This window comes from Streptomyces yamdrokensis (assembly GCF_053890455.1).
Genome location: NZ_CM132679.1, coordinates 1 through 21,982 on the forward strand (window position 1 = coordinate 1; position 21,982 = coordinate 21,982).

Annotated in this window: 17 protein-coding genes and 5 pseudogenes; 7 read left to right on the forward strand and 15 right to left on the reverse strand. The window is 67.6% G+C overall.

Features of this window, described 5'->3' with window-relative positions:
- Positions 1–482: 482 nt before the first annotated feature.
- Positions 483–806: a hypothetical protein gene (locus ACWZEH_RS00005; RefSeq protein WP_456194900.1), complete on the reverse strand. Its 324-nt coding sequence runs from the start codon at positions 804–806 to the stop codon at positions 483–485.
- A gap of 181 nt (positions 807–987) precedes the next feature.
- Positions 988–2,877, reverse strand: a pseudogene (locus tag ACWZEH_RS00010) (helicase associated domain-containing protein); the annotation flags it as partial.
- A gap of 32 nt (positions 2,878–2,909) precedes the next feature.
- Here ACWZEH_RS00010 and ACWZEH_RS00015 point away from each other — a divergent pair.
- Both ACWZEH_RS00015 and ACWZEH_RS00020 read left to right on the forward strand, forming a co-directional pair.
- Positions 2,910–3,215 carry a hypothetical protein gene (locus tag ACWZEH_RS00015; protein ID WP_456194901.1) on the forward strand — a complete coding sequence of 102 codons (306 nt, stop codon included), beginning with the start codon at positions 2,910–2,912 and terminating at the stop codon, positions 3,213–3,215.
- A gap of 81 nt (positions 3,216–3,296) precedes the next feature.
- Positions 3,297–4,112, forward strand: a complete 816-nt coding sequence (locus tag ACWZEH_RS00020) for a helicase associated domain-containing protein (RefSeq protein WP_456194902.1) — start codon at positions 3,297–3,299, stop codon at positions 4,110–4,112.
- 28 nt (positions 4,113–4,140) lie between these two features.
- On the opposite strand, the gene ACWZEH_RS00025 is transcribed toward ACWZEH_RS00020, so the two are convergent.
- The 3 genes and pseudogenes from ACWZEH_RS00025 to ACWZEH_RS00035 all read right to left on the reverse strand — a co-directional run bounded on the left by ACWZEH_RS00025 (position 4,141) and on the right by ACWZEH_RS00035 (position 5,537).
- The gene (locus ACWZEH_RS00025; RefSeq protein ID WP_456199975.1) at positions 4,141–4,362 is read right to left on the reverse strand and encodes an IS3 family transposase; all 222 of its coding nucleotides are present in this window, start codon (positions 4,360–4,362) and stop codon (positions 4,141–4,143) included.
- 115 nt (positions 4,363–4,477) lie between these two features.
- A pseudogene (locus tag ACWZEH_RS00030) lies at positions 4,478–5,317 on the reverse strand (IS30 family transposase); the annotation flags it as partial.
- A gap of 10 nt (positions 5,318–5,327) precedes the next feature.
- A complete protein-coding gene (locus tag ACWZEH_RS00035; protein WP_456194903.1) occupies positions 5,328–5,537 on the reverse strand; it encodes a recombinase in 210 nt (69 codons plus the stop codon).
- Between the two features lie 115 nt (positions 5,538–5,652).
- On the opposite strand from ACWZEH_RS00035, the gene ACWZEH_RS00040 reads away from it, so the two are divergent.
- On the forward strand, positions 5,653–6,252 hold the full coding sequence (locus tag ACWZEH_RS00040) for a DUF3885 domain-containing protein (protein WP_456194904.1): 600 nt from the start codon (positions 5,653–5,655) through the stop codon (positions 6,250–6,252).
- 10 nt (positions 6,253–6,262) lie between these two features.
- Here the strand turns inward: ACWZEH_RS00040 and ACWZEH_RS00045 are convergent, their stop codons facing one another.
- The 3 genes and pseudogenes from ACWZEH_RS00045 to ACWZEH_RS00055 form a co-directional block, all read right to left on the reverse strand.
- Positions 6,263–8,746 (reverse strand): tyrosine-type recombinase/integrase, encoded by a 2,484-nt coding sequence (locus tag ACWZEH_RS00045; RefSeq protein ID WP_456194905.1) that lies wholly within the window; start codon positions 8,744–8,746, stop codon positions 6,263–6,265.
- The gene (locus ACWZEH_RS00050) at positions 8,743–9,987 is read right to left on the reverse strand and encodes a tyrosine-type recombinase/integrase (protein WP_456194906.1); all 1,245 of its coding nucleotides are present in this window, start codon (positions 9,985–9,987) and stop codon (positions 8,743–8,745) included. The genes ACWZEH_RS00045 and ACWZEH_RS00050 overlap by 4 nt, the downstream gene beginning before the upstream one ends.
- A 319-nt stretch (positions 9,988–10,306) precedes the next feature.
- Positions 10,307–10,438 (reverse strand): annotated as a pseudogene (locus tag ACWZEH_RS00055) (hypothetical protein); the annotation flags it as partial.
- Positions 10,439–10,888: 450 nt separating this feature from the next.
- Between ACWZEH_RS00055 and ACWZEH_RS00060 the strand changes: the two are divergent.
- A complete protein-coding gene (locus tag ACWZEH_RS00060) occupies positions 10,889–11,761 on the forward strand; it encodes a helicase associated domain-containing protein (protein WP_456199976.1) in 873 nt (290 codons plus the stop codon).
- Positions 11,762–12,878: 1,117 nt separating this feature from the next.
- Here ACWZEH_RS00060 and ACWZEH_RS00065 read toward each other — a convergent pair.
- From ACWZEH_RS00065 to ACWZEH_RS00075, 3 genes are all read right to left on the reverse strand, one after another.
- Positions 12,879–14,117 (reverse strand): IS701 family transposase, encoded by a 1,239-nt coding sequence (locus ACWZEH_RS00065; RefSeq protein ID WP_456194907.1) that lies wholly within the window; start codon positions 14,115–14,117, stop codon positions 12,879–12,881.
- A 124-nt stretch (positions 14,118–14,241) separates the two neighbouring features.
- Positions 14,242–14,619: a VOC family protein gene (locus tag ACWZEH_RS00070; RefSeq protein WP_456194908.1), complete on the reverse strand. Its 378-nt coding sequence runs from the start codon at positions 14,617–14,619 to the stop codon at positions 14,242–14,244.
- 55 nt (positions 14,620–14,674) lie between these two features.
- A complete protein-coding gene (locus ACWZEH_RS00075; RefSeq protein ID WP_456194909.1) occupies positions 14,675–15,157 on the reverse strand; it encodes a hypothetical protein in 483 nt (160 codons plus the stop codon).
- 115 nt (positions 15,158–15,272) lie between these two features.
- Here ACWZEH_RS00075 and ACWZEH_RS00080 point away from each other — a divergent pair, with 115 nt between their 5' ends.
- Positions 15,273–16,601 carry a hypothetical protein gene (locus ACWZEH_RS00080; protein ID WP_456194910.1) on the forward strand — a complete coding sequence of 443 codons (1,329 nt, stop codon included), beginning with the start codon at positions 15,273–15,275 and terminating at the stop codon, positions 16,599–16,601.
- A 69-nt stretch (positions 16,602–16,670) separates the two neighbouring features.
- Here ACWZEH_RS00080 and ACWZEH_RS00085 read toward each other — a convergent pair.
- Positions 16,671–16,769 (reverse strand): annotated as a pseudogene (locus ACWZEH_RS00085) (GNAT family N-acetyltransferase); the annotation flags it as partial.
- Between the two features lie 298 nt (positions 16,770–17,067).
- Between ACWZEH_RS00085 and ACWZEH_RS00090 the strand changes: the two are divergent.
- On the forward strand, positions 17,068–17,691 hold the full coding sequence (locus ACWZEH_RS00090; protein WP_456194911.1) for a hypothetical protein: 624 nt from the start codon (positions 17,068–17,070) through the stop codon (positions 17,689–17,691).
- Positions 17,692–18,122: 431 nt separating this feature from the next.
- On the opposite strand, the gene ACWZEH_RS00095 is transcribed toward ACWZEH_RS00090, so the two are convergent.
- Complete coding sequence (locus tag ACWZEH_RS00095; protein WP_456194912.1) at positions 18,123–19,499, reverse strand: IS1380 family transposase; 1,377 nt, start codon at positions 19,497–19,499, stop codon at positions 18,123–18,125.
- A gap of 323 nt (positions 19,500–19,822) precedes the next feature.
- Positions 19,823–20,296: a rhodanese-like domain-containing protein gene (locus tag ACWZEH_RS00100; RefSeq protein ID WP_456194913.1), complete on the reverse strand. Its 474-nt coding sequence runs from the start codon at positions 20,294–20,296 to the stop codon at positions 19,823–19,825.
- A gap of 93 nt (positions 20,297–20,389) precedes the next feature.
- Here ACWZEH_RS00100 and ACWZEH_RS00105 point away from each other — a divergent pair, with 93 nt between their 5' ends.
- A complete protein-coding gene (locus tag ACWZEH_RS00105; RefSeq protein ID WP_456194914.1) occupies positions 20,390–20,881 on the forward strand; it encodes an Lrp/AsnC family transcriptional regulator in 492 nt (163 codons plus the stop codon).
- Between the two features lie 197 nt (positions 20,882–21,078).
- Here the strand turns inward: ACWZEH_RS00105 and ACWZEH_RS00110 are convergent.
- Positions 21,079–21,582, reverse strand: a pseudogene (locus ACWZEH_RS00110) (Tn3 family transposase); the annotation flags it as partial.
- Between the last annotated feature and the right edge of the window lie 400 nt (positions 21,583–21,982).

Consider the following 21,982-nt stretch of genomic DNA (forward strand, 5'->3'; position numbering starts at 1 on the left):
CGAGAACGGCAGCCCGCTGACCTCGTCAGCAGTGCTGAGAGCCCAGCTGCGCAGGCCGGCGGGATCGACGGCCACCGTCCCGGCGACCGCGCCTTCCCCGCCGGTGATACCGACCGGCACTTCCAGGGCCATGGTGCTGCTGTAGGCGACGCGGTACTCGTGCTCCGACATCAGCGTGATCACCGAACTCCAGTCGACCCGGTCGTGGAGTTCGGCCAGCTCGGCCAACACGTCCTGCAGAAGCGACTCGATGTGCGCCAGCTGTGCCTGGACCTCTTCCAGCCCCTGGGCCAGAGCCGCGACCTGCTGCAAAGTGGTGGTGAACCAGGCGTTCATGTCCGACCACAGGCCGGCGACCTGATTCGACAGCTTGGCGATGTTCGCGTTGATCTCCGCCGCCAGCTGCTGCTGGGCCATCATGGCCGCGAGCTGCTGCTTCAGTTCGACCTGGTGCTCCCCGCTGGACTGCTCGATCTGGGCGATCAGGTCGGAGACCTGGTCCACCTGATCGGAGACTCCGCCGATTTGCCCGGAGACCCCCCAATGCCCGTGAGCAGGTCGCCCTGCCCGGCCAGGATGGCCCCCAGCATCTCGGAATGGTTCGCCAGCAGGTCCTCGATGTCCATATCCGGACCGGTGCCGGCCCCCACGAGCCCCGCCACCAGGTCGATGATGCCGACCACTGTGCCGAAGTCGAACAGCCCCTGGACCTGCCCCCGTGAACTTTCACTGAGCAGGGCACGCCCTTGCGGAGTCTTCAAGAGTGCGCGGCCCGTAGTGCGCCGACCGACAACGACCTCGCTCAAGTGAATCTCTCCCTGGGTTTTCTGTTCCGGCGCGCTCCGCACACCTACCCAAGGAATACGCAAGGTAACAGTTCTATTACAGTATGTGACAAGACTTCTGGCCGCTTCCGCGGGTCCCGGATGACAGCACGAAACCCCGGGCCTCAAGAGGCCCGGGGCCCGGTCACGACACAGGAAGCGGTCAGAGGCTGTCCGGGGCGGCCCGGGAGACCGTCACCGGCCTTGCCCAGTCCACGCCCAGCTCCGCGAGGGCGGCGAGCTGGTCGGCGTCCAGCCGGTCCCTTCTCGATTTGTTGTTCGAAACCCATACGCCCAGCTTTACGATCACCGGCTCCGCCTCGCCGTCGACGGCGATCTGTTCGCTGTGGCCGCGTGGTACCGGCCGTTGACCTTCCCGTTCGACCCACTGGGCGAGGGCCGCAAGCCCGCGCTGGAAGGCTGACGCCTTCCCGGTGCCCTTGGCCGCCGAGGCCGGGGCGAGCCGTTCGACGGGTTTCACGCCCAGCCCGGTCAGCCGTTCCTGCTGCTCGGCGGACAGCTCCACCCAGCTGCGGCGTTGCCGCTGAAGCCATTTGCCGAGGTCATCGCCTTCGTAGAGGACGCCGGGCCGGATGGCGGGCAGTACTCCGCCGGGCTCGTCCTGCGCGAGGTGGGCGAGGACGCGGTAGTGGCGTTGCCAGTCCAGCGGCCAGGGGCAGTTCCAGTCCTCATCGATCGCCTTCAGCTGCTTCGCCCGCTCCCCTGCCCGCTGCGGGTCCTTCCCCAGGCCGCCCTTGCGGCGGAGGTTGGCCATGTGCTGCCCGACGGGCACCATCGCCTCGCCCTCGCCCTCACCCTCACCCCACACCGCGTTCTGGCGGGGTGCGAGGTGCCCGGTGGCGCGCCGGTAGGACCGCAGCGCGGCGAGCTTGTTCTCCCAGGCCTCTTCGCCCGGTTCCCAGACCATGCCGACCTCCGGCAGGTCGAGCAGTTCCTTGCGCCGTGGCTCCAGCTCTCCGGCCCGTAGCGCCTTTCTCTGCTGGTGCACCCACCTGCCCAGCGGAAACGCCTTCGTCACCCCGACCTCGGTCTCCACGTCATAGGGCACGGCGTGCAGGCCGGTGATGCCGTTCTGGGCCCGCCAGCGGATAAGGGCCTGGTAGCCCTCCAGCCATACCAGGGACTCGGGCCGGTAGACCCGGGTGCGCAGGAACGCCGCGATGGTTGCTGCGTCCTTAGGGGAGGAGAAGTGCAGCAGCGCCGCCTCGGCGGCCGCCTGGGTGTCGTCCTGTTCCTGGTCCTCGCCGTTGCTCTCGCCGTCGGCACCGATGATCCGCCCGTCCTCGTCGCGCCGGACGTGCACGGTGCGCTGTCCGCTGGTGAGGGCGCGGGAGGCGAGTTGCTCCACCAGGCGCTCATCGTGCGAGCGCAGGCCTTGGAGCACAGCGACCAGTCCCGCATACGAGGCGGAGGCGATCATGTCGGTGGGGTCCTCGCCGGGCTGAAGGAACACGGGCACGATGATCCGCGCGACCTTCGTGGTGCCGTCCCGGTTGAGCCGGAGTGCCCGGCCGATGTTCTGCACGATCTCCACCTGGGAGGTGCGGGTGTCGGCGAAGCACGCCGCTTCCACGCCCCGTTCGCCGGTGATGTCCACGCCTTCCCCGAGGACGCGACAGCTTGCCAGGAACGCCCGGTGGACGCGCCGGCCCGCGGCATCGATCCCGTTCGCGAACTGCCGCAGCACCTCCCGCCGCTCGGACACCAAATGGCCGCCGCACAGCCACGCCGACCACACCCGGCCCGGGGGGACGTGGCGGCCGGCCTCCAGCTCGTAGAAGCTCGCGTCGATCGACGACGCGGGGAGCCGGTCCGCGGCCGCCAGGTCGTCATCGGAGGCGTCACTGGCGTACAGCTCGGCAGCCGTCTGGGGCATCTTCTCCGCGAACGCGGCTGCCTCCTCCACCTTCTGGTGGAACGTCATCACCGTACGGAGGTTGTACGCCGCCGCGTGCTCCAGAAGTGCGGTCTGCAGCAGCGCCAGGCGCCGGCCCCGCTGCGCCTCCTCCGACTCCCCGAGGACGGGCGAGGGGTAGGGGTGGCGCAGCAGGACGCATCGCTCCGTTGAGCGGGGAGCTGACGCTGTCGTTCCTGGCCAGAATCGCCGCCCGGTACCACCTCGGCATCCGTGACGTGTTGACCGCCGTCACCGATGTCGGCGGCCATCAGAACCTCACCGGGATGCTGTACCCGGACAGCGAGATCCACCTCAACGCACAGGCCCGCGAACGCGTTTCTGTACTCTGCCGTGTTCCGCAGCATGTGCTCGAGCAGGCGCTGCCCGCATGGAGGAGGGAAGAGCCGTGCGGCAAGTACGGAAGCGGCCCGGTCGGGCGCCTGATGCGCGGTAAGGAGGTCGTTGCCGCATGAGGGCCGGCTTGCCCCGCATGCACCGCCGCCCGTACCGGACGAGAGGTGCCCGCCCGCCGGTACCTGGCACCCGAGGACCGTGTGTGCGCACGCCACCGCTACTGGCTGTCGTACCTGCCCGGGACCAGTGGGCTTCCTGTGTTCCTGGGCCGCTGCCGGGAGGTGACCGAGGCCCAGCGGCGGCATGCCCGGCTGCTGCACCGCTCCCTCACCGGGGCACAAGCTTTCGAGGTCGCCCGTGCCGTCACCGGCGCCTGGTGGGAGCAACCCTGGCCGAGCGAGGAACAGCGTTGGCCAGCTCGTCTTGAGGTCACGCGGCCGAAAGACGCCGATCCCAGCTGGTGGAAGGTGGCCGCCCGCGACCTGATCACTTACCCCGAGACCGTTGCCCTCGCATGCCTGCTGGCCGGCCATCCCTTGCAGGAGCGCACGATCACCGAATCGGACGGCCATCTGCCCTACCGGCTGGGCGAGCTACCCGGGCTGCTGGCCGAGCTCGCCGAACAGCTCGCAAGGCCATGGCTGCCCCTCCACCTCGCCACCGTCACCCACGGGCCGCTGTTCACCTGGGCCCACTCCTGCGTGAGGACCCGCGCCTCTGGTGAGTCCGCCGCGCAAAGGGCGCTGTGGAAGGTGCACTCGGCCCACCGGCCCCGCCCCCTCAGCGACCTCCTCCCCCACGCTCCGGCCGCCGACGGCGCCCCGCCTGCACCCGGACCACCCGCCAAGCGGCTGCGTGGCCACAGTCTCCAGGCCGAGCATGCCTTCCAGACAGGCCTGGACCAGGCCCACGCCTACCACCAGCAGCACAGTCATCTGGCCGTGCCGAAGGAAGACGTCCCCAACGGCTACCCACTGGGCCAATGGATCGCCAACCTGCGTACCAGCCACAACTGAGGTTCCCCCGCAGTGCGGGAGTGGCTGACTAGCTGGTCAGAGCGGGTTGATGTGGTTTCAGGTTCACCGGTTCGGCCGCTGCCTGGTTGGCGTAGTGCTTCTCCTCGTACTCGATCGGGCTGAGGTAGCCGAGCCGCTTCTGGATGCGGCGGGGGTTGTAGAAGCCGTCGATGTACTCGAAGAGTGCGAGGTTCGCTTCGGCCCGGGTAGCGAGGACGCGGCCGCGGATGCATTCGGTCTTGATGACCATCCACAGGTTCTCCGCCAGGGCGTTGTCGAACGAGTCGCCGACCGAGCCCATGGACGCCTGGATACCGGCCCTGACCAGGCGCGTGGTGAGCTTCACGGACGTGTACTTGGCGAGTTCAATTGGTCGTTGCAACACCGGGCTGTTGCAGCGAGCGTAGCTGCTCTTCGAAGACCTCGGCCGGCGTCCGCCAACCGAGGATCTTGCGGGGCCGGTTGTTGATCGCCATGGCGACGGCTTCGAGGTCCGTGGACGACCACCGGGAGAGATCGGTGCCCTTCGGGAAGTACTGACGCAGCAGCCCGTTCGTGTTCTCGTTCGTCGGTCGTTGCCAGGGCGAGTGCGGATCGGCGAAGAACACCTTCGTCCCGGTATCGAGAGCGAACCGGGCATGACCGGAGAGTTCCTTCCCACGGTCCCAGGTGAGGGTCTTGCGCAGCTGCTCGGGCAGTTGCGTCATCGACGTCGTGAGCGCCGCGTTCATCGCGATCGCGCCATAGCCCCCGAGTGAGGTGCCGTTCTTCACAGGCGGAATCTCGCCCCAGCCCTCGAGCCGAGGCAGGTGCACCAGGAGCGTGGAACGGCTGCTGCGCTCGACGAGCGTGCCGATCGCGGATCGGCCCGTTCCGATGATCAAATCGCCTTCCCAGTGTCCGGGGACCGCGCGGTCCCCGGCCTCGGCGGGGCGTTCGCTGAGGACGACGTCCGCGGTGACATGCCCCTGCGGCTTGTTCTGTGACCGTGCACGGGGAGTCCGCAGCGCCCGGCCGGTACGCAGACACGTGACCAGCTCCCGCTTGAGCGCGCCACGGCCCTCGATGAACAGCGCCTGGTAGATGGCTTCGTGGCTGATGCGCATGGACTCATCATCGGGGAAGTCGGCATGGAGACGGTGTGAGATCTGCTCCGGGCTCCATGCAGTCGCCCATCGTCTGTCCTGCCGATGCGGCTTGTTCATTCTCTGCACTTCACTTTGGGCGCGAGCCGGGCATGCCAAGGTTCGTGGTGCCGCTCAGCTTCTTGGCTCGGGTCTGCTTGTCGCGCAGGAAGGACAGCGTGAGATCGATCCCTTCGATCTCGCCGAGCCAGCCTTCGGATTCCGCGCGTTGGCGACGGGTGATGAGGTCGCTTTCGAGTTCGTCGAGTCTGGCCAGCATCTTCGGATCGATGTGCAGCATGGGGCATCGGATGCAGGCTTCTCTGAACTTGTTCCTGTTCCATCCAAGCTGGTCACTGCCACTCGTTGACGGGGGTGCCAGGTCCGCCGAAGCAGCAATGCCCGATCATGGAGTGGTGAACAGAAGTACTCCCGGCCTTGATCTCGAAGCACTCTCTGCCTTGTGGGAACGGCAATGGCCTGCACCGCAGCAGGACATCCCGATGCGTCGGGCCTATCCCGACCGATGGGTGCGCTTTCACAGTCTCCCCGGATCAAAGCGATACCCGGACGGCGAGACTGAGTACGGCATCCTCCTCGAACGCCATCACACGCTGCTCGCCGAGCTGGGGCCGAACGACGACGAGCTGTATGTGGTCACCCGGGAGTGGAACGGAGACCCTGAGGCTGTCACGCGCATGGCCGACCTCCAGAGAGTCGACCCGCATGCCCAGCACTGGAGCAGTTGCGTTCATGACGACGACTTCCCTGATGACATCCTCTACCAGCACGAATACATCAGTCGTCGTCCGCGTAACAAGCAAGCTCTCGATCCGCTTTTGCGGCTCGTGGCCGACGAGGTGATCGCAGGAGTCACCCTGGCCCCGTTCGATCTTCGCTGGCTCTATCACCCCTATGACGGTGGTGGGGACGTATTCGCGCCCAGCGCCGCGGTCAGGGACGAACTCAAAGCCGCGCACCCCGACTGGCTGTCCACGCATCCCAGCGGCATGTGATGCCACGTCTTCAAACGTGATTACGGTAGCTCCCTCCCTGAGGCTGGGCGAAGTGAGGGATACCGAGATCAACAGCGGTGCTGGTCCGGCCGCGTCGGTCGAGCTGGGCAAGTTTGTCCTCGGCGCCGGCGAGGCTGACGCGGAGTCCTTCGACCTCGCCGAGCCAGCCTTCGCGCTCGGCCTCCGAGATGCGGCCGACGAGGTTATCGCGGATCTCCTCCAACCGGCCGCGTTGGGCCGGGTCCGGCCGGAGAAGCGAGCAACGAACGCAAGCGTGTTCATGAACACAAGGGCTTGAAAAGGCACGAGCGCAGGTGCCGATGGATACCTTGCGCTTCTCGAAATGCGCGAGGAAAGCGTCCCACTCCTCCTCGGTCGGGGTCCGGTACTCCTCGCTTGGACGGGTGGACCGCCGACGGGCGATGAAGGCCCGGTGCGCCTCGATCGTTTCGGCGGGATAAACCGCCTTGTAACCGATCGTGGTGTCGATGCTCTTGTGCCCGCAGATCACCTGGGCGATGTGCGGAGGCAGGCCGTTCATGATGGCGTCGGTGACGAAGATGCGCCGGAAGTCGTGGGGCGAGAAAGTGAGCGTCTCGCCTTCGGCATTCGTCAGGCCGGTGGCGGCCAGCGCGTTGATCAGCAGCTTCCGGAGCGCGGTCGGCGTGAAGACGCGGTGTTCGGAGCCGATGCCGCGTTGGAAAAGCAGCGGCATCGGCGGGTTCCAGACCTTCTCGCGGACGTCGTAGGCGGCCACCAGCGGAACGGTCCCGGTGGGGCCGCGCAGTCGGCTGATGATGGCGCTGAGGACGTCGGCGAGTTCGGGACTGACCAGCAGGAGCCGCTCGGTGTCGGTCTTGGACGGAGCGATCTGCAGCAGTGGGACGACCTCGCCGGTGGACGGGAGCCGGTACTGGGTGATGCTGTGGTGCGTCAGCTCCAAGAGTTCCTCGTTCCGCACGCCGGTCAGGCGCAAGACCTCGATCGCGGCGAAGGCCCAGAACGCCTCCTCTTCTTCGTAGGTCAGGTTCCGCCGGCATCCGCCGTACGTTTCCTCGGCCCAGACGAGGTGGCCTGCGGCCTTGGGCGCGAGGGCTCTTCGCAGTGCAGGATCGGTGCCGGGGATGACGGCCCCCGGCTCGGTGCTCCGTGCCGCCTGGAGCAGGTCGGCGGCGGTGCGTCGCCGCCGGTCGGCAGCGCTGATGAGGATGGGCAGGACGGGCAGCCGCTCGCGGGTGCGCTGGTCCATCCGGGCTTTGCGCCGCTTGCGTTCCTTCCCCTTATGGATCTCGTCGTCGCTGATCGGGCAGGGCGCGGCCCAGAGTCCCCAACGGGCCGGTTCCTCGGCGGCCCATTGCGCGATGTCCAGGTAGAAAGCGCGGACGCGCATGAGCTCGTCCTTGGCATTCAGTCGCGGGCTGGACACCTCGACGGTCTTGCCGTCAGGGCCGGTGACCGTACGCTTTTTGACCTTCAGATCCTCCTTCCAGGCGCGGGCCACTGCCGACGGCAGACGGAGCGTGTCGATGCCCGGGTCCAGGGCTTCGATCCGGGCCCAGAACAGGCCGGCGAGCGTGCGCGAGATCGCGTCCAGGCTGGCGAAGTCCAGCGACGACTGACGCTCGCGCAGATAGTCAACCAGCAGGTCACGTACTGGCCGGCACCGGATCCGGTAGCGGTCCACGAGTTGCTCGATGCTCAGCTGGCCCAGGGCGAGCCCGAAGGCTCGGATCGTGGCTGGGGCATCTTCAGGGAACACCTTGAGGTCCCGCAGCCGAAGGTAGAAGTCGACCTTCTTCTGTCCGCCGCGGGCGTGCACCTGACGCTGGGTGTCGACGAGTTCCACGCAGTCGCCGACCGTGATCTCGTCGATCGTTCCGCCCTTGCAGGCCAGGATGGTGGCGATCCTTGTCGCGGCGATCCGGGCGTCCTTGCGTGAGCTGGCCGGTCCTGCCGCGGCGAGTTGGTGCAGGCGCGCGAACCCGTCCGTATCCCGGGTGTCGGCCATCGCGGAGGCGAGATACCGGTGGGTTCGGGTGAGCATCCACGGCAGGCCCGGACGGATGACGTCACCGCAGATGAGCATGAGGAGCCCGGAAGGCAGGTCCTCGCGGTCATGGGACGGCGAGGATCCGTGCTCGCGCAGCCACTGCAACGGGATCTCCACCCAGGCGGCCCCGGGACGGTCTTCCGCCCCGGACGCCTTCCATCGCTCCTGCCAGGTATCTCCGGGCAGGCTGGACAGCCAGCGCAGCACCTTGGTCACCCCGCGGCGACGTCCGGCTCGGGTGCCGTTGGCCGCCGGGAGGAACGGCGGTGCCGTCAGCCTCCGCAGGATCTCATCCAGTGGTTGTGTGGTGTGTAGCCACGGCGACCTCGGTGGCCGGGGCGGAAACCGTCCCCGCAACTGGCCATTCCGCGCCTGAGTCTGCTCCGCTGTCGCGTTCGCGATCTTCAGCGGGGTGCGCGTGGAGTGCTTGACGAGGTTGGTCATGACGAACGTCCGAACAGCACATCCAGCGACGCCTGGTCGTACCCCGGTGCCGGCGGTGGCGGCACCGGCTGCACGTCCTCCCGCGCCCGGCGCGCATGGTAGGCCAGCACGCCTGACACGACCTCGTCCCTGTGCGGCGTCAGATACACCTCCGTTGCGGACAGGTGCGCGTGACCGAGCACCCACTGCACGTCGGCCAGCGTCAGCTTCGGGTCGCGCACCATCCGGGCGGCCGCGCTGTGCCGCAGATCATGCAGCGTCCAGTCCGCGCCGAGCGAGGCGTTCACCCGCTCGAACATCCGGTGGGCACCGTGGTAGGTCAGCGGCCGGATCGGGCGTCGCCGTGTCCACCACACCGGCTGCGTACGACCGCGCGGGACCTGCTCGTATATCTCCTGCTGATACAGCCGCAGCCAGACGAACGCGTCCGCTGACGCCGGCACCTGCTGGACTGCCCGCGAGCCCTTGCGCACCACGCTGACCAGCTGCTGGCCGGGGTCGACATCGCGCTGTCGGATACCGAGCAGCTCCGAGGCCCGGGCCCCGGTGGAGATCCAGAACGCGACCAGGGCCCGGTCGCGATGCGAGGCCAGGGCGGCGAACAGTTTGTTGAACCACTCCTCGGGAATGGAGCGCGGGATCCGCCGCGGCAGGCTGGGCCGGTAGCGGCCCACGTGCTCGGGCTTCCACACGTCCATCGGATTGTGGTGTGCGTGCGCGCGGCCGGAGCGGCGCGACAGGTCCAGCGGGAACGGGTTGAGCAGAGGCCCCGTGCCAGCGTCGCGGTGGATGTCGTAGAAGCGCCGCAGCACCGTCTCACTGTGCGCGACGGTGGTCGGGGCATAGCCGGGCCCGACCGTCGGCTTGCCGGTCACGGCGTTCGGGCCGGTTCCGCTCGGCACCGACCGGCGCTTCGGAGTCCTGCCCCTTCCGGGCTTGGCCGTCAACTGAATCCAGCGGCTGAAGTCCCGGGCCTCGACCCGACTCGCTCGGTCCCAGGAGACGCCCACGGCCTGCAGGAACCGCCACCACCGAAGCAGATCCATCCCGTAGGAACGCACCGTCGACGAAGCCTTGCCGGCCGCCAGCAGTTCCCGGAAGTAGACCGCGACCGGGTCCACGGTCGCACCATCGGCATCGAGGAGCCGATAGGGCTCGTACCGGTCGCCGGTCTCCACCAGCCGACCCCACCGAGGAACCGCCAAGGCGGCCAGATCGTGTTCTCTCGCATCGTTCGTCACGACCGGTGACCGTAACGACTACTGACTCCACCTTCCCTCTGAACTGGAAAACTTCCAGGGTTCGTTCAGTCAACGGGGCATGTTCGTGCTGGCAGGGGGTTCCGTAGGGTCGTGCGCACGCGCCCAGCTCGACCTTGCGCTTGTCGAAGTGCTCCTCGAATTCGGTCCATTCCTGATCGGTTGCGGGCCGGTATTCGTCGGTCGGCCGTTGTGCGCGGCGTCGGGCCAGGTAGCCCTGGTAGTGGCGGACGAGGTCCTCTTCGAAAACGGCGACGTAACCGCGGGTGGTTCGTGTGTCGAGATGCCCGAGGAGGGCCGCGCCGATGTGAATCGGCAGGCCGTTGTTCACGATCTCGGTGGCGAAGAGTCTGCGGAAGTCGTGCGGGGCGAAGCTCAGCTCTTGGAACGCGGGGTGGACGGCGGCCAGCTCTTTGCACCGGGTCCGGATCATGCGGTTGATCGTGACGAAGGCCAGGACTGTCCTTCTGGTTCCCAGCTTGCGCTGGAACAAGAAGGGAAGTGGGTCGCTCCACACCTTCTCGTGCACGTCGTAGCGTCGGATCGGCGGGACCGCCGGCTCGGTGCGCAGATGACGCCGGAGGAGGGCCTGTCATGGCAGCGCCACTACTACCGGGCCCGTGGCGCCGCGGCAGGCCGTGTTTTCCAGGCCGAAGACGGCTTCGCCGACATAGGCGATTCTGGGACCGCCGACTGGCTGTGGCGCCAATGCGCTATGCACGACGAACTCCACCCGGAGCAGCGGCAGCTCCTCACCGGTATCGGCATCACCACCGAGGTAACACGCACGGTCCTGGAACTCGAACGTGCGACCCCAGAATTACCGGCTGTCGCCCCGGCGCCGGAGACAGAAGGCAAGGCCGGCCAAGCCGGAAGGGTTACCATGCCCGCAATTACCAGCGGTGTGTCCCGCACACGACGCGCCGGCGAACCGAAGCGCCGCGAGCCCCGCAGCCGCCTGGGGCACCGCCCCGACCTGAGAACGGGCTTCGAAACAGCCCTGGCACACGCCCGTGCCTACGCAGCCGAACACGGGCACCTCGTAGCCCCCCGTGATACCCGGCATGACGGGTATCCGCTGGGGTGGTGGCTGTTCAGCCAGCGCAACCGCGCCAAACAACGCGCGCGTGACGGCCTGCCGCCCTCACCCCACCTCACCGAGCTCACCGCGATCGACCCTTGGTGGAACCCACCCTGGAAGACCGAGTGGCAGCGCAACTACTACCGCGCCCGCAACCACGTCGAAGCAGGCGAACCGTTCGATCCCGTCGCCCGCATCCCCGCACCGAGCACCCTCCTGGGCAGCTGGATAGCCCGAGCCTGCCTCCAGTACGACCAGCTCCACCCCGAGCAGCAGCACCTGTTGAACGCCCTCGGCGTCACTGCTCGGACTGCCGGACAGTGGCCGCCCAGCCCTCGCCCCCGGCCTCACGCCGAAGCCCTCCTGCACGCCCGTGCCTGGGCCGGTCAACACGGCCACCTCTGCCCGCCGATCAAGACCGTTCACGACGGCTTTCCTCTCGGCGAATGGCTCAACCGGCAACGCGAACTCGCGAAGAAACGCAGCAGCCCCTCCCCCACCCTGCAGGCCCTCGCCATGATCGACCCCTGGTGGAACCCGCCCTGGCCCATCCTGTGGCAACGCGCCTACCACCAGGCCCACACCCACCCCCGCCACCCGGCAACCCGCAACTGGATCCACAACCAGCAACGCGGCTGGCTCCTCCTCACCGCAATCAGCCTCATCAGCATGTGAACACCGGGCCGGTGCGGACCGCGGTTGCTCGCTCAACCAGTTGTGGGCGAGAACGTGGTACCGATCTGGCCGAACAGCTCCTGAGCGACGCCACGATGAGCGATACTGGTGGGCAAGTCCGGCGTGCCCGCACGAGGTTGCACGAGGCCAACGAGCAAAGAAAGGCGGAACGGAAAAGGTAAATGAACCGGCTTAAGGGCTTTATTAGCAGCCTTTTCGTTAGCTGCGCTACATAGCTGGAGCCTGCCCAAAAAGCCGAAAAAACCTCTTCCGCAGAAACCGCCACACGAAACATCTAAAGCACCCCACGAGATCGAAGAACCGGTCTTCCAGGGGGCTGACAGGCCTGCCGTAAAACACCACCGGCCCGCCCTACGGCGACGTCGGCCCTCGGCATGCCCTCACGCCACGGCACACCTGTGCCGCCTCTCCCCGTCCCAGCCGTCCCCGCACGGCTCGTTCAGGCATGAGGCGGCCCAGCCGTCGCGTGCTGGAAGGGCATCCACGCGATGAACTCGTCCTCCCTCGCCCCTGTCTCCGGCCTCCTGGCCGGACTCCCTGCCGTCCTCGCCGGCGCCCTGGGCGGCGCACCCTGGTGGGCCGTCGGAGTGATCGTCATCGCGGCATACCTCGCCGTCCCCCTCACCAGCCTGATCCTCGAACACTCACGACAACGAAAAGGAACACTGGTCAATGAGAAATTCGCAGCCACACTCGACCAGATAACAGACCCCGAAAAAAGAATTCAAGCCATCATCAACTACCGCCAAGCCACAGCCCTCGCCACTACTCCCCAGCCACCACCCGACCCGCCACCAGGAGCACTACCACCCACCAACCCTGACAGCGGCAGCCAATCACCAGAACCCGCATAGACGATAAGGAGTAGCCTTCTACGCTGGCTTCATGACCGAGGCCGATCTGTTTACCAGCCGGTGAGACTGTCGTGGTGGCCGTCGAGACGGTCCAGCTGGATGTCGCCCTCGGGGGTCAGCAGGTAGGGCTGGTGGGCGCCCATGTCGGCGAGCAGGGCGCCGGCGAGGGCATAGGCCGTGACAACGGCCTCACGCTTGTCAGTGGCGAGGGCGGTTAATACTCCAGCTGTAGATCGTGATCTTCATGCCTGGGATGTGGCTTGGGTTCGGTAATGACTGGCTCGTGATCGTGCCTGGTGGCGGCGTCGCCAGGCGGACCAACTGAGCCGGTGGGCCGGGCCGTGATCGGGTCGGACAGCGACACTGATGAACAGGCGCTGAATCTCGTTGCAGGTCAGCGGGATCAGGTCGTCGGATGTGGAGCGGTGTGCGTGTTCCTCGGCGCGGACGACAGCGAGGAACGCGTGGGCGAGCATGGCGAGGGTGACCCAGCGGGTCCAGGAGGGGTAGCGGCGGACCTGGTGCTCATCCAGTCCGGCCAAGCCCTTCTCGCTCTGGAAGGTCTCTTCCACTCGCCATCTGGAACCTGCGACCTTGACCAGGGTGGCCAGGGGTGCCGGCGTGGTGGAGTGACAGCGGTAGTAAGCGAGTTCACCGGTGGTGCGGTTGCGGCGGATCAGCAGCTGGTGGTGGCCCTGCGCCTCTTCGGCGAGGTCGATGACGGCCCAGTCGTAGAACCGCTGTCCCTTTGCGCCGCGTCCGGCCGAGAGCTTCTGCCAGGCCCGCTTCGGCACCTTCTTCGCCAGGGCATCGGCTCGGAACGTGCCTGCAGCGGTGGGTACTTCGGCCGAGCAAGCCACCGCGAGCACATAACCGATGCCGCGTTTCTCCAGAGCCGCCCGCAGTTTCGGGTTGCCACCGTAGACCTCATCACCTGTGACCCAGCCGACGCGGTGCCCGGCGTCCAGAAACCGTTCGATCATCACCCGGGCCAGTTCCGGCTTGGTCGCGAAGACAGTGTCCTCACCGAGCCCCGCGGCCCGGCAGCGGTCCGGATCGCCTGTCCAGGAGCGCGGGATGTACAGTTCCCGGTCCACCGCCGCGTGTCCGCGCTCGCCGGCGTAGACGAGGTAGACGGCGACCTGGGAGTTCTCGATCCGCCCGGCGGTGCCGGTGTACTGGCGCTGGACCCCGACGGTGTGCGTGCCCTTCTTCACGTCACCGGTCTCGTCGACGACCAGCACAGCGGCCTCGTCGTGGAGGTGCTCGACGACGTACTCGCGCACGTCGTCACGGACCGCGTCCGCGTCCCAGGAGGCCCGGCACAGCAGGTGCTGCATCCCGTGCGGGCCGACCTCCCCGGCCCACTCGGCGATCGTCCAGCAGTTTTTGCGCGGCAGGTCCGACAGCAGGCCCAGCACCAGCCGCCCGGCCCGCAAACGGGGCTCGTACCGGGCGAACCGGGCCGCAATCCGGCCCATGGCCACCTCAAACGTCTCCCGCCAACGCACGGGATCTATGCTGTGACCTGCGGCCACCGTCTCTTCGTCAGTCCACACAACTCACGATGATCATCGGTGGCCGCACCCTTTGCGGTGTCGCCTGTCAGCGCCGGACGAGACAGAACGGGTGCCCTGCCGGGTCCGCGAAGATGCGCCAGCTCCACTTTCCATCACCCTCATCGAGCAGTGTGGCGCCCAGATTGAGGACGTCTTCCTGAGCTTGGTCCAGGTCCTCAACCCCCAGGTCGAGGTGGAACTGCTGGGGCCGAGCGGGATGCGGCCACTGCGGTGGCTGATGGTCCTCTACCCGCTGGAAGGCCAGCACGAGCCCACCATCGGTGTGGAGCGTCGCCCAGCTGTCGCCGAGCGACCACCGCGGATCCGGCTGGTTCACCACGCCGCCGAGAAGCGACTGGTAGAACCGGGACAGCTCATCGACATCGGCACAGTCCAACACCACACACTGCAGCTTGGCGATCATGAAGGGCAGCGTAGAGCAGCACCGCGCACCGGCCTCAAGCGAGCCTGATCACGATCTACAGCTGGAGTATTAAGTTCGCGGGGTTCTGTGCCGGGGTTCTCGGGATTGGTCCGACGGAGCCGTGCTGGAACTGGCGCTCGGAGACGACAAGACGCACGGGAGTGATGCCGTCGTCGAAGCGGAGCTTCGCGGAGAGCATGAGGTCGCCTCCGGCTCCCGTGTCCACCGCCCATGCTGCCGCAGCGTGGACCTGCGTTACCAGATATAGCTCGAGGCCGCGCTGGTACAGACGCTTGTCGCTGCTACTGGGCAGCTGGTCCGCGAGTTCGAGGATCAGGGCGGCATAGAGGGAGCCGTCCCGGTGGAGCTGGCCGGTCGGGTCTCCCTCAAAACGGACCTGCCGGCGCCCGACCAGGGCGGGGCGGGTCGGCTGCATGTAGCTGGTCACCGCCTGCTTGGCCAGTTCAGCGAAGCGGTCGAGGGCGGCGGTTCGATCCTGCTGGGTGGTCAGGGCTCGGTCGCCACGGACTGGGGGCACTGCGGCCAGGCTGACCCAGAACGGTTCCCAGGTGGATCGGGCGCGGCCGGCGGGAGGGGTCTTCACGTAGGAAAAACCTGGGCGCCCGGGGCGGCCGGCGCGTCTAATGGCGCCCATGCCCCCATCACCTTCTGCCTTGTGGCGCTTCGTCGACGAGGACGATGCCACCGCGCTGACGCTCGTCGTCGACACTCCGGCCGGGGTCTACACCCGCCGTGTCCCGCCGGCGCTGCCTCTGGCCCCGGGCGTCGAGCACGGCCGTGCGGCGGAACAGGCGGCCCATCATGCTGCGGCGGCCTGGGGTCTGCCCGACTTCGTCTTCCGCCAGGCCGCTCACGCCCAGAAAGGATCAGGCCTCCGTGAACTCGGTGACCGCCTGCTGCTGGCCGGCCATCGAGGTGCGATCGTGCAGGTCAAGGCCCGCACCATCGCGCCCAAGGACGACACCGCAGAAGCCGCCTGGATCAAGAAGGCGGCCACCAAGGCGATGAGCCAGGCGAAAGGGACCGTCCGGCAACTGCGGATGATGCCAGCCGACATGGTCAACGGCCGTGAGCGAATCCTGAATGTCGACGGCAACGCCTACGAGTGGATAGCCGTGTTCCTGCTCGACCACCCCGGTGTCCCCGCGGGCACGGTGGTCACCTGGCAGGAGATCGGCATGCCGGGGATCGCGCTGACCCGCCGCGACTGGGACTTCCTCTTCGACCAGCTGCGCTCCACCACTGCAGTGCTGGAATACCTCTTCCGCGCCGCGAAGGAGCCCTCTGTCCCACTCGGCGAGGAACCGGTGCGCTACTACGAGTTCGCCGCCGCGGACGCCGACGCCTCGCCGGCGCAGTTCGACACGGAGCTCGTGGGCCCCGGAGGCGTTGCCTACTCCACCCCGCTGCTGCCTCAGGCCCCGGCTGGGGACGACGGCACCCAGGCCCACCTCGTGATCCGCCTGCTGTTCGAGGACATAGCCCTCAGTCCCCTGAAGCCCCCGCTGACCGAAGCCAATCGTTTCGCTGTCCTGTACGACCTCGACCGGCTGCCCGTCGGCGCCCGCACCGAATGGGGTCACCTGCTCGCCGCCGACATGCTCCGCGACGTACCCGAGGTTCCCGAGGAACACTGCAAATGGCGCTTTCGGCGCATGCTCCACGAGGACGACACCCGCCAGCTCATCTTCGGAGCGGCCACCCTTCTCGACTCCCGCGTCAAAGCCGCTTTTCAGGCTTACGTGCTGCTGCGGCATCACGAGGTCACCACGCGTACCGGACTGGCTGAGCAGACCGCCACGCTCGGTGTCCTGCTCACCCCCCGCCGCGGCGGGAACTCACCGTGGGACACCACCAGCATCCGCGTCGAAGGCCACCTGGACCTCTCCGACGACGAACTTCAGCTCTACCGGCAGGCGTGGAACCGCACCCCCGAAGACGGCACCGCCGTCCCGGGCTGACCGGCTCACCGGGCCGCCGTACCGGTAGCCAGATGTGCCGGAAGCCGTGTTGCGCGTCAGGTGACGGTAACTGCGGCGTTCCGGGAGGACGACGTCGCGCCAGTGGCGGTGATGGCGGCCGATGCGCTCACGATGGCCGATGACGCGGAACCCGGCGCGCTCGTGGAGGCTGGCGTCCTCGCCGTGCTCCTCCCGCCCGACCGGCCACCGCTCCCCGCCATCGACAGCGACAGCGACAGCGACAGCGACAGCGACACCCTGCATAGCCTTGACGCGCTCATTCGGCCTCGACACGCTGCACAGCCGCCTCGGCCCACTCCTCACCGCCCCAGCCGCAAACCCCGACAACCCCAGAACGAACACCCTGCGCGCATCCTCCAAGCACACCGGGAACACTGCGGCACCCCCCAGTCAGCGGCTGACCACCCCCTGCCTCATCCCTCCGGACAAGACGGAGCAGCAAGCCGTGACAGACCAACCACTCGCCCTCGCGCCCGATCGATGGCAGCGCCTCGCCGCCGCCCACCAGGCCTACACCGAGACCGTCAGCCCTTACTACGACGAGACCCTGCAGGAAGTGACACGCCGTGCGTGCACCAGCGGAAGCATCGGCAAAGCCGACATCGGAGCACTGCTGATGTGGAAACGGCTCAGGGCCGATACGCCCTGGGTCTCTGAACTCATGGCGCTCGCGGACGCTGACGTACGCCGCGCAACCGCCGCGGCCGCGGCCGCCGCCCGGGACACCTCTCTCAGCCGCCGCTCGGCAGCGCAAGCCGGACGAGCAGCCCTGGCCTCACTACCCGGTTTCCGTAATGGTGACGCCCTCGCCTCCGCCGTCCTCACAGCAGCCGCGCCGGACCGCATGGCCATCTACGACCGCCGAGCCCACAACGGACTGCACGCCCTCGGCATCCCCCTCAGCCACGCACCCGGACGCTACAGCCGCTACATAGAAGCGATCGACCAGCTTCTGACCGCCGCTCCAGACCCCATTGGCAGCTGGACCGCCCGCGACATCGACACCGCCCTGTACTGGATGACCGCATACCAGCACTCAACGAATCTGATCGACACACCCGGAACATGACCACATCTGACCAGCACCCGCTCCACCTGATGAAACAGCAGCTCAGCTCAGAGAACTGAAACCCGGTCCCCCATCACCAAGCGGTGAGAGCTCGACCCGGAACACCATCAAACTGATCAGCCCAGGCCAGCCCACCACCCACTGATCAGAAAAACCGCCCCTGGACAAACGCACTACGCGAACTGGGCATCGGATGGGCATAGCAGGCCGTGGCCCATGCCTGTTGCGGCACACCCCTCGACACCCACCCCAGACATCCATGAGCATGCCAACTCCCCTAACCTCGAAGTTTCATGACGGTCCGCCGACGGAGTCGGTGGACCGTTTTCGTGCCGTGGGCAGGCCGAGGGCCCGAGTGTCGTCTCGGGGTGGCGCCGGGTTCCACTGCTCCGGGTGTTGAGGTGCTGTCGTAGGGGCGGGGAATGTGCTGGTCAGCCGGGGTTCGGTAGGAGTGCGAGCTGGTTGAGTGCGGTGGTGATGTGGCTGGTCCAGGGCCAGTGCCGGGCCAGGCGGAGGATCTGCCTGCGGCCGGTGGTGACGAGTTGTCCGGCCGCGGTGAACAGACGCAGCCGTAGTCGGCGGGGCTCCCAGAGGCGGGCCTTGCCGGTCAGCGCGAGCATCGGCATCCAAGCCAGCAGTTCCAGTGCGATCTGCACAATCTCCAGCCAGATCCGGTTCTGGGCGGTGCGGTGTAGGGGGAGGTTGCGCAGGCCGGTGGCGCGGGCGGACCAGATCCGGTCCTCGGCCCGGGCCCGCAGCCGGTGACGGAGCTCGAGTTCAGCGATCGGCCGGCCCGAGGTGTTGGTGGCGAAACAGGTCAGCCGCATGCCGTCCGCGTCCGTGAACCGCAACTGTGCCCCGGGGTGCGGCCGTTCCTTGCGGACGATCAGCCGCATGCCCTTGGGCCAGCCGTCCAGTATGTCGCCGGTGAGTTCGGCGACCCAGGCGCCGTCGCGGATCTCGCCGTCCGTCTCGACGGCGGGCGTCCAGGCCGATGCCGGGACCTGCAGTACATACTGGTGGATCTGCTCGGTGATCACCATGCCGACCGAGTAGGACAGCCATCGTCCTCGCCGGGCGAGCCAGGCGACGAAGTCGTGGGTGCCGCCCGCGGAGTCGGTGCGGATCAGGGTCCGGCGCCCGCGCCGGTACCTCTTCGGAAGCTGGGCCAGGGCCAGTTGGGCGGCGGTGATGTGGTCGGCCGCGGTGTTCGAGCCCGCGTTCCCCGGCCTGAGCAGGGCCGCGACCGGTTCACCGGTGCCGCCCGGCCCGTGGTCGACGAACCCCATCAGCGGATGGTGGCCGTAGGTTCGCTTCCAGGTCGGGGCCGCGTCCTCCTTGTCCGAGTGCGCGATCACCAGCACCCCGTCCAGATCGACGGTCACCGTCCCGCCCGCATCAGCCGCCCTGTCACCGGCCAACCGCCAGACTCGCTCGCGGACTTCGGCCCGCGCAGAACGGATGGCCCGCAGTGTCTTCTCTCCGGAGGCGGCGAGGGTGTCGATGAGGCGGGAGACCGTCGGGTCGGAGGCCACCGGCCCGAACACGGCCGGCTCGGCCCGCAGCATGGCGACATCGGCGAGGCAGTCCCCGCCCAGCGCGACCGCCAGTGCCACGTCCAGCAGGATCTTGCCCGGATCGTGCACCGCCCGGGCCTTCCGCCACGGCGCCAGCGCCGCTGATATCGCGGTGTCCAGGCCGGCCTTGCGCACGGTCTCGACCAGCAGCACGCCGCCGGCCTGCGAGACCACCGTCCGGCCGCCGCCCTCGATGCGGACACGCGGGTAGGACCCGATACGCTTCTTCACCTGGAGAGTGCTTCTTTCCGTGCAACCAACAGGACCCTAGACAAGTCCCATCGTTGCAGGTCAGGAGCACTCTCCGCTTATTTGATCAAGCCTCGGACACCCCGCCTCGTGAAAGCGCGAGGTTAGTTCTCCCTTGTGATCGGCTACGCAACACCGTGCCTTCGGATGCGCCAAGGACAAGACGGACTCCAGGCGAGCCGCGAGATCGTCAGGGAGAGGTTCGGCGCGCTCGAACGTGGCATGGGCAGCGCACAGTCTCGCCACCGTAGGCAGGTCGGCCAGCGCGGCTGGGCGGACCGTGCCGCCCAGCCGTGTGGTGTCCGTCAGCATGCGCAGGTGATGGAGCCGATCGGAGCGGTCAACGGGTCCGCCTCGCGCTGCCCGGTACCGGTCAGAGATGCAACAGGGAAGCCCTCGCGGATCCAGTACTCGATACCACCGATCATCTCCTTGACCCGGTAGCCGAGCTGGCTGAGGGCGAGCGCCGCGCGGGTGGCGCCGTCGCAGCCAGGCCCCCAGCAGTAGGTAATGACCGGGACCTTCGGGTCGAGCAGGCTTGCGGCTCGGGTCGGGATGTCGGCGGTGGGTAGATGGACCGCGCCCGGCACATGACCTTGCTGCCAGCCGGCGCTCCCACGTGAATCGACCAGAACGAAGCCCGGGTCGCCCGAGTCGAATGAGGCGCGGACGTCGGAGACGTCCGCCTGGAAGGTAAGGCGTGCGGTAAAGAAGGCGGCGGCTTCGATGGGAGGCGCGGGCGGCATATGCAGTGCAGGGCTTGCAGCAGGGCTATTCATGGGTGAAACACTACGAAGTGTAGCCACACGCTGGAACGGATGATCCCCGGTCGTTTCGGGCTGTGACCGGGGATGCCATGGTATTCCTTGTTCATGGCCGCCGATTCCTTTGATGAGACCGACATACGCATCCTGGAAGCCCTGCAGCGGGATGGGCGGGCCAGTTACGCCGAGCTGGCACGGACCGTGTCCATGTCGGCCAGTGCTGTCACCGAACGGGTGCGGCGGCTGGAAGAGAGCGGTGTGATCCGCGGCTACGTGGCAGTAGTGGATCCACAACGACTTGGATTCGGCATCCTGGCCTTCGTCCGCCTCCGCTACCCCACGGGCAACTACAAACCGTTTCACGATCTGGTTGCCACCACGCCTGAGATCATGGAGGCCCACCACGTCACAGGTGAAGACTGCTTCGTGCTCAAGGTCCTCGCCCGTTCCATGCGCCACCTCGAAGCAACGGCGGGCCGGATCGCCGGACTTGGCTCCGTCACGACCAGCGTCGTCTACTCCAGCCCCCTCTCCGACCGCGCGATCACGACGACGGCCTCATCGCCGGAGCGGCAAGATCGGGCGCATCGGCCCGCATGACGATCTTGTGGCCCATCGAGGCTGACGAGCTGACCCATGCCTGCGCTCGTCCGCGAACCGCACTACCACGGCGGGCACCACCGCCAGGTCCTCAGTGGGAAACACCCCGCGCATCCGCACCGACAACACCGCGAACCCGAGCCGGTACCCCGGTCAACGATCGAGCCGCCCGCCGGCGACGCCGGGGTACCGGGTCTTCAGGGTGCCGACCCGGCCGCACCCTCCGCCGCCGCTTCGGGAGTCCGTGTATCGGACGCGGCGCGGGGGCCGGGCACCATGGCCGCCGCGGCGGCGAGGGCGAGGTGGGAGTTCATGTCCAGCTCGAACCGGCCGTAGGGGTTCACGTGCGTCCAGAACAGCGGGGACAGGGCCCGTCGGTCGGCGTCGGTGAGCCGCTTCTGCCACTTCTCCTCGCTCAGGATGTCCTGGAGGAGCAGGGTGTTGACGTACACCAATGCCGACTGGAGCAGGTGCAGCGCCAGCATCGAGACCTCCTGGGAGTCTTTGTCAGAGCCGGTCAGGTCGCCGTCCTTGCCGTAGAACAGATCGTGGTTGGCGGAGTTCCAGTCCTCCACGACCTGGAGCCCGTCATTGATCTCGCGCCGCAGGTCGGCGTCGGCGAGGTAGTCGCAGATGAACGCCGTACGCACTGCCCGTCCGAGTTCCTCGATCGCCCGGTAGGTGGGGTGCTTGGGCCCGGCGCGGGTGAAGCGTCACAGAACCTGCTCGGCCTCGGCGGTGCCCAGGCGCAGGGCGGTGGTGTACTTCACGAGCTGGTCGTACTGCTGGCGGATCCGCCGGCCCGAGGACCCGCTCACCGCCGAGGAGATCGACCTCCGCGAACGCCTCCAGGCCCAGCCCCACCCGAACACGGCGATCCGCAGCTGGACCCAGCGCGCAGCGAAGCGGCATGGGAAATGTTCGCGAGCTGCGACAGCACCGGATGCCGCCGTACTGGGCCGGTCACGAACAGGTCCGTGTCAGGCCCTGAGAAAAACCCCGGATCTTGCGGTCGGCGTCGCTCCCTCGGAGGCTGTTTGCTGCTCCGCTGGCGAAGGTCGGCATTGTTAGGATTGCGTCAGGACCGCCGCGGTGAGAGAA

Coding starts and splice junctions, on each gene's coding strand:
- ACWZEH_RS00060 (WP_456199976.1), top strand. CDS start 10,889: ATGCCCGCAATTACCAGCGGTGTGTCCCGCACACGACGCGCCGGCGAA.
- ACWZEH_RS00025 (WP_456199975.1), bottom strand. CDS start 4,362: ATGGTCATCAAGACCGAATGCATCCGCGGCCGCGTCCTCGCTACCCGG.
- ACWZEH_RS00080 (WP_456194910.1), top strand. CDS start 15,273: ATGCCCCCATCACCTTCTGCCTTGTGGCGCTTCGTCGACGAGGACGAT.
- ACWZEH_RS00035 (WP_456194903.1), bottom strand. CDS start 5,537: ATGCTGCACATCGATCCGAAGATGCTGGCCAGACTCGACGAACTCGAA.
- ACWZEH_RS00045 (WP_456194905.1), bottom strand. CDS start 8,746: ATGACCAACCTCGTCAAGCACTCCACGCGCACCCCGCTGAAGATCGCG.
- ACWZEH_RS00100 (WP_456194913.1), bottom strand. CDS start 20,296: ATGAATAGCCCTGCTGCAAGCCCTGCACTGCATATGCCGCCCGCGCCT.
- ACWZEH_RS00105 (WP_456194914.1), top strand. CDS start 20,390: ATGGCCGCCGATTCCTTTGATGAGACCGACATACGCATCCTGGAAGCC.
- ACWZEH_RS00065 (WP_456194907.1), bottom strand. CDS start 14,117: ATGGGCCGGATTGCGGCCCGGTTCGCCCGGTACGAGCCCCGTTTGCGG.
- ACWZEH_RS00070 (WP_456194908.1), bottom strand. CDS start 14,619: ATGATCGCCAAGCTGCAGTGTGTGGTGTTGGACTGTGCCGATGTCGAT.